9 protein-coding genes, 4 pseudogenes and 1 riboswitch are annotated in these 7,944 nt (G+C 70.6%); of the genes and pseudogenes, 4 read left to right on the forward strand and 9 right to left on the reverse strand.

All coding sequences use genetic code 11. The features are described from left to right. Positions 1–229, forward strand: a 229-nt coding sequence (locus G8O29_RS17845; RefSeq protein WP_207623988.1) for a hypothetical protein, incomplete at its 5' end; no start/stop codon positions are given. 8 nt (positions 230–237) lie between these two features. On the opposite strand, the gene G8O29_RS17850 is transcribed toward G8O29_RS17845, so the two are convergent. From G8O29_RS17850 to G8O29_RS18335, 7 genes and pseudogenes are all read right to left on the reverse strand, one after another. Next, complete coding sequence (locus G8O29_RS17850; protein WP_166404559.1) at positions 238–1,143, reverse strand: DUF1289 domain-containing protein; 906 nt, start codon at positions 1,141–1,143, stop codon at positions 238–240. Further along, on the reverse strand, positions 1,140–1,931 hold the full coding sequence (locus tag G8O29_RS17855; protein ID WP_166404560.1) for an ABC transporter substrate-binding protein: 792 nt from the start codon (positions 1,929–1,931) through the stop codon (positions 1,140–1,142). The genes G8O29_RS17850 and G8O29_RS17855 overlap by 4 nt, the downstream gene beginning before the upstream one ends. Further along, a pseudogene (locus tag G8O29_RS17860) lies at positions 1,928–2,968 on the reverse strand (FecCD family ABC transporter permease). The gene G8O29_RS17855 and the pseudogene G8O29_RS17860 overlap by 4 nt, the downstream one beginning before the upstream one ends. A gap of 4 nt (positions 2,969–2,972) precedes the next feature. Then, entirely contained in the window at positions 2,973–3,908 is a 936-nt protein-coding gene (locus G8O29_RS17865) for an ABC transporter substrate-binding protein (RefSeq protein ID WP_166404561.1), read from the reverse strand. A gap of 23 nt (positions 3,909–3,931) precedes the next feature. Continuing rightward, a complete protein-coding gene (locus G8O29_RS17870) occupies positions 3,932–4,708 on the reverse strand; it encodes an ABC transporter ATP-binding protein (RefSeq protein ID WP_166404562.1) in 777 nt (258 codons plus the stop codon). Between the two features lie 5 nt (positions 4,709–4,713). Then, the gene (locus tag G8O29_RS17875; protein ID WP_166404563.1) at positions 4,714–4,992 is read right to left on the reverse strand and encodes a hypothetical protein; all 279 of its coding nucleotides are present in this window, start codon (positions 4,990–4,992) and stop codon (positions 4,714–4,716) included. A gap of 103 nt (positions 4,993–5,095) precedes the next feature. Further along, positions 5,096–5,311: riboswitch (cobalamin riboswitch) on the reverse strand. Positions 5,312–5,711: 400 nt separating this feature from the next. Then, on the reverse strand, positions 5,712–6,002 hold the full coding sequence (locus G8O29_RS18335) for a hypothetical protein (RefSeq protein WP_207623989.1): 291 nt from the start codon (positions 6,000–6,002) through the stop codon (positions 5,712–5,714). 36 nt (positions 6,003–6,038) lie between these two features. Here G8O29_RS18335 and G8O29_RS17885 point away from each other — a divergent pair. Further along, positions 6,039–6,605, forward strand: a pseudogene (locus G8O29_RS17885) (DUF6441 family protein); the annotation flags it as partial. Here G8O29_RS17885 and G8O29_RS17890 read toward each other — a convergent pair. Together G8O29_RS17890 and G8O29_RS17895 are read right to left on the reverse strand one after the other, a co-directional pair. After that, the gene (locus G8O29_RS17890; RefSeq protein ID WP_242679190.1) at positions 6,606–6,980 is read right to left on the reverse strand and encodes a helix-turn-helix domain-containing protein; all 375 of its coding nucleotides are present in this window, start codon (positions 6,978–6,980) and stop codon (positions 6,606–6,608) included. A gap of 5 nt (positions 6,981–6,985) precedes the next feature. Next, entirely contained in the window at positions 6,986–7,339 is a 354-nt protein-coding gene (locus tag G8O29_RS17895) for a type II toxin-antitoxin system RelE/ParE family toxin (protein ID WP_166404565.1), read from the reverse strand. Positions 7,340–7,409: 70 nt separating this feature from the next. Here G8O29_RS17895 and G8O29_RS17900 point away from each other — a divergent pair. Both G8O29_RS17900 and G8O29_RS17905 read left to right on the forward strand, forming a co-directional pair. Further along, a pseudogene (locus G8O29_RS17900) lies at positions 7,410–7,580 on the forward strand (acyl-CoA transferase); the annotation flags it as partial. Next, positions 7,573–7,944 (forward strand): annotated as a pseudogene (locus G8O29_RS17905) (phage tail protein); the annotation flags it as partial. The pseudogenes G8O29_RS17900 and G8O29_RS17905, both read left to right, overlap by 8 nt.

Consider the following 7,944-nt stretch of genomic DNA (forward strand, 5'->3'; position numbering starts at 1 on the left):
CGGCGAGGCCGGCCGCGCCTTCCTGCGCCGGGGGGCGGAGGGGTGGCGCGTGGTCGCGCTGTCGGGCGAAAGCCTGCGGCTGGCGGCGAGCTTCCGCGTGCTGGGCCTGTCGCCGCGCCAGGCGGCCGAGCTCGAGGCGGCGCTTGTGCGGGCCGAGGCCGGGGCCGAGCCCGCATCCCGCGCGGCCTGGGACAGCTTTCGCGGCACCCTGCTCCTGGCCGGGGACTGAGCCGCCCGTCAGCCCGCGGGATGGAAGATCGCGCCGGGCAGGTAGGCGCGGGGCAGGTCCATGCCCGCGGGCATCGCCCGGCCGGAGGCCAGATGGTCGGGCAGAAGATGGGTATGCGGCCCGGCGGGCGAGGTGCCGCCGGGGGGCGGGATCGGGGTTGTCACCTCGATCCGGCCGAGCGCGCTTTCCACCACGCGGGCCGGGCTTTCGGCCAGAAGCGCGGGGCCAAGCTGTGGCAAGGCCGCAGCCAGCGGCTGGCCTACGGCCGCAGCCAGCGCCCGCGCGGCGGGTCCGGGGGCCACGCGGACGCAGAACCGCGCCTCCTTGCGCCCAAGGCCCAGGTCGTAAAGCCGGTGGTCCCGGTCCTGCGGCGCTATGGCCGCGGCGTCGGGGCCGAGGTCGGCGACGACCGCAAAGGCGGGCAGCCGCCCGGCCTCGCGCAGCACGGCCAGAACGAGGCGCTGCCGCCCGGGCGGGGTGTCGGGCGGATCGAAGCGCAGCGCGCGCACATGGTCGTCCAGCCGCAGGCGCAGCGCCCCGCCGGGGGTGGTGGCCACCAGGTCGGCGCCGTCCTCGCGCACCGCGATCGCGGCGCCGGGCGGGGCGGCGAACTCGGCGACCGCGCCGACCACGCCCACCACCCATGTGCCCGCCGCGCCCGACAGGCTGGCCTGCACGAAACGGCGGATGTCGCCCGTCGTCCATGGCAGCCGCCGGCAGGTCAGCCCCAGCCGGACGAAGCGCGCGGGCAGGTCGGCCCAGACGGCGGCGCGAAAGGCGGGCGCGGCCTCGCGCCAGAGCGCGATCTCCTCGGCGCTGCGGGCGCAGCCGAGGCAGAGGCCGCTGGCCGCGTCCATCCGGCACACGCCGGTGCAGGGGCTGACATTGGGGGCGAGGGTGCGGACTTCGGTCATGCGGGAACCTCCACGCTGGCAATGGCGGCGCGCAACGCCTTCAGTCCGTCGGTCAGCGCGGCGGGGCCGGGTTGCAGGATCAGGGGCGCGCGGATCTCGACGATCCGGCCCGCGCGCACGGCCGGAACCGCCCCCCAGCCCGGGCGGGCGGCGATGGCCTCGGGCCGCACCCGTCTGCCGCACCAGGAGGCGATGATGAGAACGGGCTGCGCGGCGATCACCTGATCGGAGGTGACGATGCGGTCCTTCGCGAGGGGCGCATGCGACAGCGCCTCGAAGGCATCGCGCCCGCCTGCCACCGCGATCAGTTCCGACACCCAGCGGATGCCCGAGATCATCGGCGCGTCCCATTCCTCGAAATAGACCACGGGGCGGCGGGCGGGGGCCTTCTCGGCCATCCGCTCCAGCCCCGCCTGATAATGCTCGGCCAGCCGCGCGGCCTGCACACCGCGCCCGACCAGCGCGCCCAGATGCCGGATCATGCCGAGGATCCCCGCCACGTCGCGCTGGTTGAAGCCCATCACGGCCACGCCTGCGCGCATCAGATCGGCCGCAATCCCGGCCTGAAGGTCGGAAAAGCACAGCACCAGATCGGGGTCGAGCGCGAGGATCTTCGGGATGTCGGCGCTGGTGAAGGCACCGACCCGGGGCTTTTCGCGCCGCACCCGCGGGGGCCGGACGGCATAGCCGGTGACCCCCACGATGCGCGCCTCGGCGCCCAGCAGATACAGCGTCTCGACCGTCTCCTCGGTCAGGCAGACGATGCGTTCGGGCGGGAAGCGGGTCACAGGTGCCTCCGCCGCAGCAGCCAGACGAAGAACAGGCCGCCGACAAGACCGGTGACGATGCCGATGGGCATGTCCTCGGGCGCCATCACGCTGCGGGCGGCGATGTCTGCCCACAGAAGCAGCACCGCCCCCAGCATGGCCGAGGCCGGGATCACGCGGGCATGATCGCCCCCCACCAGCATCCGCGCCACATGCGGCACTATCAGGCCCACGAAGCCGATGATGCCGGAAAAGGCCACCATCACCCCGGTGATGAGCGCCCCCGCGACGAACACGGTCAGGCGGAACCGCGCCACGTTCAGGCCCAGCGTGGCCGCCGTCTCGTCCCCCACCGTCATCGCGTTCAGGTCGCCGGCCCGCAGCCAGAGCCAGATCCCAAGCGGCACAAGCACGACGAGCGGCCACACCAGATGCACCCATTGCGCCAGCCCAACCCCCCCGGCATCCAGAACACCACCGTATGCGTGGCGCGCGGATCGCCGAAAAAGATCAGGAGGTTGGCCAGCGCCATGACGATGAAGGACACCGCCACCCCGGCCAGCACCATGCGGTCGGCCGAGGTGGCGCGCGCCGCCCGCGCCACGCCCAGCACCAGCCCCGTCGCCGCCAGCGCGCCGAGGAAGGCCAAGAGCGGCACGGTCGAGAGCCCGAGGAACATCCCTGTATGCAGAAGCGCCAGGATCGCCCCGAAAGCCGCGCCCGAGGAGATGCCCAGAAGATGCGGGTCGGCCAGCGGATTGCGCGTCACGGCCTGCAAGGCCGCCCCGGTCACCGCCAGCCCCGCGCCGACCAGCGTGGCGAAGGATGACCCGCGGCAGGCGCAGGTCCCAGACGATGGCGGCATGCCCGCGCGGCCAGTCCGCCGCCACGGCCCCGGGCACCAGCGCATTGGCCAGCACCCCGCGCACCGTCGCGCCTGGGATGAACACCGCCCCCACGCTGACGGCGAGAGAGAAGGACAGCGCCAGCACCGCCGCCCCCGCGATGAGCAGGAGCGGCAGCGCGGCCGGGCGCAGAGGCGTGGCGGCGGTCGTCATGCGCTCACTCGGCCCGGAAGCCTGCGGCGAGCTTGCGCACGGCGGCGATGTTGCGCGGGCCCGGCGTCGCCTCGACATATTCGAGCACCACGAAGCGGTCGTTCTTGACCGCGTCGATGCCGGCGAAGGCGGGATTTCCCTTCATGAAGGCAATCTTCTGGTCGGCGGTCACGTCGCCATAGTTCACGATCACCACCACCTCGGGGTTGCGCTCGATCACCGGCTCCCAGCCGATCTCGGCCCAGCTTTTCTCGAGGTCGTCCGTGATGTTCACGCCACCCGCCGCCTCGATCAGCGCGGTCGGCATGGCATAGCGCCCGGCAGTGAAGGGGGCGTCCTCTCCCGGGTCATAGACGAAGACGCGCGGCGGGGCAGCCAGCGGCGTCAGCCCTGCAAGGTAATCCGCAAGCTCACGCTGCCAGCCCGCCACCAGCGCCTCGGCCTTCTCCTCGACCCCGAAGATGCGCCCGAGGTTCAGGATGTCGGCATACATGTCCTCCATGCTGGTCCTGGCCTTGGGCATGATGTGGATGCAGCTTTCGGTGAGTTCGTAGACCGCGATGCCAAAGGGGGCGAGCGTCTCGGGCGTCACCTCGCCGCCCGCCTTCATGCCGTAGTTCCAGCCGGCGAAGTAAAAATCCGCCCCGGCCCCGATCAGCACCTCCTTCGAGGGGTATTTCGCCGAAAGCTCGGGCAGTTCGGCCACGCCTGCGCGCAGGGTCTCGTCCAGCGTCTTCCAGCCCGAGACGCCGGTATAGCCCACCATCCGGTCGGTCAGGCCCAGGGCCAGCATCATCTCGGTCAGGTTCACGTCGTTCGAGATCGCCGCCAGTGGCGGCGCGTCGAAGGTGACCTCGCGGTTGCAGCTTTTCACCGTCACGGGATCGGCCAGCGCCGGGGCGGCGGCGGCCAGAATGAGGGCGGCAAGGGGCAGTCGCATGGGTCGTCCTTTCAGGGATCGGGTCAGGGATCGAGGTGGAAGGTCAGATGGGGCCTGTCGGCCAGCGCCAGCCGGTCCTGACGGACGGCAACGGCAAAGGCCGGGGCGAGTGTCGCGGGTGTCAGCGCCGTGCCGGGCGGGCCCTGCGCCACCACGCGGCCGCGGTCGAGCAGCAGCACCGCGTCGCAGGTGGCGGCGGCGAGGTTGAGGTCGTGCAGGCTCACGACGATGGTCAGGCCAAGGTCGCAGATCAGCGCCAGCGCCTCGAGCTGGTGGCGGATGTCGAGGTGGTTGGTCGGCTCGTCCAGCACCAGAAGCGCGGGTTCCTGCGCCAGCGCCCGGGCGATCATCACCCGCTGCCGCTCGCCCCCCGACAGCGTGCCGATGCGCCGGTCGGCCATGTCGGACAGCCGCAGCCGGTCGAGCGCGCCACCGATCACCGCGGCGTCCCGCGCGCCCCCGCGCGACAGGCCCCGCCGGTGCGGCGCGCGGCCGAGCGCCACGATCTCGCGCACGGTCAGGGCGAAATCGGTCGGTTGCTCCTGCAGCACCGCCGCCACCTGGCGCGCCACGCTGCGGGCGTCCATTGCCCAGAGGTCGGCGCCCTCCAGCAGCACCTGCCCTTGGGACGGGCGCAGATACCGGTAGATCAGGCGCAGAAGGGTGGACTTGCCCGCCCCGTTCGGCCCGACGATGCCGACGATCCGGCCGCGCGGCAGCGCAAGGCTGACCTCGGCCAGCACCGCCCGCCCGCCGGGCGCGACCCAGGAACAGCCCTGCAGCTCCAGATGCGCGGTCATGCCAGTCACCCGCGCAGCCGTTCGGCGCGCAAGCGCGGCCCGGCGCCGGGCAAGGCGCCCTCCACGGCGATGGCGCGGTCAGACCCCTGCCAGTGCAGCCGGCAGAGGCGGCCGCAGACGCGTGTCTCGATCACGCCCGAGACGCCGAAATCCGGGCCGAGCGCCGCGCCCGCGCCGGACATTGCGGCCTGAAGCGTCTCGATCAGCGCCTGCGCGATCTCACAGGGCCCGCCGGTCGCCGGGCAGGGTTCGGCCCGGGTCAGAACATGGGAAACAGCCGCCATCGCGTGCCCGCCACCGGGGGGCGGGGCACGGGCAGACGTGGCATGTCACCGGGGAAAGGCCGGTTCGTCATCCTGTCGCTCCTTCCGGGACACCCCGCCCGGGTTGAGGTTGAACACGATGGCAGGTCTCCTGACTCGCGGGTCGTGACCATTCCTGCCCCTTCCCAGTGCCAGCTGCACCAGTGGTCAACGCAGGATGGCTCGCCGCTTACAGTTGCGGGGGCAGTCGCGGCCTCGGCGCCTGATGGCTACACCTCACCGCATTCCCTTTTCAGCCGGGCATTGGGTTGGCCCGGACACCATCATGGAGAGGCTACCCCTCAGGCGCAGGTCGGTCAACTGCCTGGAGGTGGTGGAGAAGGTCCGACGCCAGACCCATCCTCTCCGCCACTTGCCCCCGCGAAAGCGTTCTCCCGATCCGGCTGCGGCCGGATTTTTCCGTTGTTTTCGAGGGTTATGCGGGTTGGGCTGAGCACTGGCCCCGGCGCCAGGTGGTGCGGAAGCGGTCTCTCAGGGCTGATATTCTCCGGACCTGTTGACTGCGCCAGTTTGGTGAATTTCCGTCAAGGAATTGATTTATTTCAGAAAACAGTGGCGCGAACTGAACACTTCGATATCGGTGGCACGGTCGGAGATGCGACCCTGATCGAACCTTCACTGGTCACGGCAGCTTGCACGCGCCTCGCCGGCGATGGAACCTCGCACCCTCTCCATCAATATCAGCCCATCCAGCACGCAGCCTGTTCAATCCGCCCGAACTGTCGCGCCGAGAGGCAGGGGCGGCAGGCCAAGTTCCTCGAGAAAGCCGTTGTGTCGCCTTGCAGCAGACTGAGCCCGGTTCTGTAGCTCAGCGAGCTGGCGATGCACCTGCATTCGCGCCAGAACAGGATGGTGCCTGCGGCATAGTCGATCTGGAAATCGAAATCGGCATGGCGGCGCAGAAGCGGGCGGATGCGGTTCTCCATCTCGAGCTCCGCCAGACCGTCGAAGAAGGCCGATGCCGTGTTCATCCGCAGCACCCGGTCGCGGTCGTGGGTCAGGTCGTTGAGCGCGCGGTCTCGGCCGCGATCCGGGAGGCTGGAACAGGGCTGAAGGCCGCTTGGCGGCTGCAGATCACCGGCGCGGGGCTCGGGGCCCGGCTCGCCCGCACCATCCGGTCGGAGCAGTTCCCCAAGGCCAAGCCCAGCCTCAACGCGGCCGCGCTGGTCTGGTCGAAGGCGCCAGTCATCGTCAGCGCCCACGACACCGGCCCTCTAATCCGCTCTAGAAACGGGTTCTGGCTGGCAATCCCCACGCCCGCAGCAGGCACGTCACGGCGGGGTGGAAGGATCACACCCGGCGAATAGGAACGCCGCACGGGCCTGCGGCTGCGGTTCATCTATCTGCGAGCCGGGCCGAGCTTGCTGGTGGCCGAAGGGCGGCTGAACACGAAGGGCCGAGCAGTGGCATCGCGCTCGAAAACCGGCCGGGGCGTGACGACGGTGCCGCTTTTCCTACTGGTCCCGCAGGTCAAGCTGCCGAAACGGCTGGGCTTGGCGCGGGACGCCGAGCGGGCACATGACGCCCTTCCGGGGCTGATCGTGGCGAACTGGGTTGAGAGGCGAACCGGATGATCACGCGCGCGCGGAAGCGCGCCCATCGTTGCGCGCAGCACGACGGCGGCGGCGCGGCTCTTCGGTCTCCCCGAGCCCCTCGATGGCCACTGGCGCCTTGCCGGGAAACTCGACCATCAGCTTGAGGGAGCCGCCCATCGCGCGCACGTAACTCGACAGGGTCGACAGGAGCAGATCGCTCTGGCGCTCGTACTTCGCGACGGTCGCCTGCTGGATGCCCAGGGCTTCGGCCAGCTGGACCTGCGTCAGGTCCTTGGCTTTCCGCAGTTCCTGCAGGGTCAGGTATTCGGTGTGGAGGCGCTCGGCCTCGGCCTCGATGCCCGCGCGACGGGCCGCATCGAGCGTGGCCAGCTTGTCCTTCAGGGTCCGTGCCATGGTCCTCATCCTTTCCGTTTGGCCAGATGGCGGTCGAACCGCTCATCGGCCCACGCGATCAGCTGCCTGTAGAAGCGCTTCTCGCTAACGCCCGACTTGTCCCCGCCGACGAGCAGGATCGCCTGCCGGTCGGAATCGAATGCGAAGGCGATGCGCCACACGCCGTCGGCGGCGTTGCAGCGCAGTTCCTTCATGCTCGCATGCTTCGACCCGGTCAGGGTGTCGGCATGCGGTCGTCCGAGTGTCGGCCCCTCGCGTTCCAGAAGGAGCACGCGGGCCAGGATCGCGTCCTGCACCTCAGGTGGAAGTGCGTCGAACTCCGGTTCGAAGTCTTCTGCGAACGAAACGGCCCACGGCATCCGGTCCTCATGTCTTGGAAGCTATATAGCCCCGAGGCATTAATTTGGCAAGAACGGCCCGAGTAGTGCGATGCCCACCCCCCGCGAAACCATCCTCGCCGCGCTGCACGCGCGGCTCTCGGCGCTGCCCGCAACCGCTTTGCGCGGTGATGTGCTGCCCGAACGCGTGCCTGCCGCTGGTCTCTTGATCCTGCGGGACGGCGAGCCGGGTGAGCCCGAGGTCACGCTGTCGCCGCTGCGCTAAGGATTACGACGCCGCGCTGGTCGAGGCACGGCGCATCACCGTCGACACCACCCGCATTGCGTCCGAGTCCTTCCCCACGGCGATCCCGCCCGAGGGTGAGGCGGGTGCGCCACGGGTTCGAGCACCCGCCGAACGAACGGCGCTGCCGCCGCGCGCTGATGGAAGCCTGGATCGGCCGTGAGAGCGCGACCTTCCGCCTGCCGCCGTCCCGTCTGGCTCTCGACCCCGCCGACGTGATCCGGCTCTCCCATGACGGCCGGGAGGTGGCATTCCGCCTGGTCTCTGTCGCCGATGCCGAGGCGCGGGGCGTCGAGGCGGTGCGTCAGGACCGCGCCGCCTATGACCTGCCGCCGGGGGATCC

Origin of the sequence: Rhodobacter calidifons (assembly GCF_011174775.1) — a bacterium.
GTDB classification, from domain to species: Bacteria; Pseudomonadota; Alphaproteobacteria; order Rhodobacterales; family Rhodobacteraceae; genus Tabrizicola; species Tabrizicola calidifons.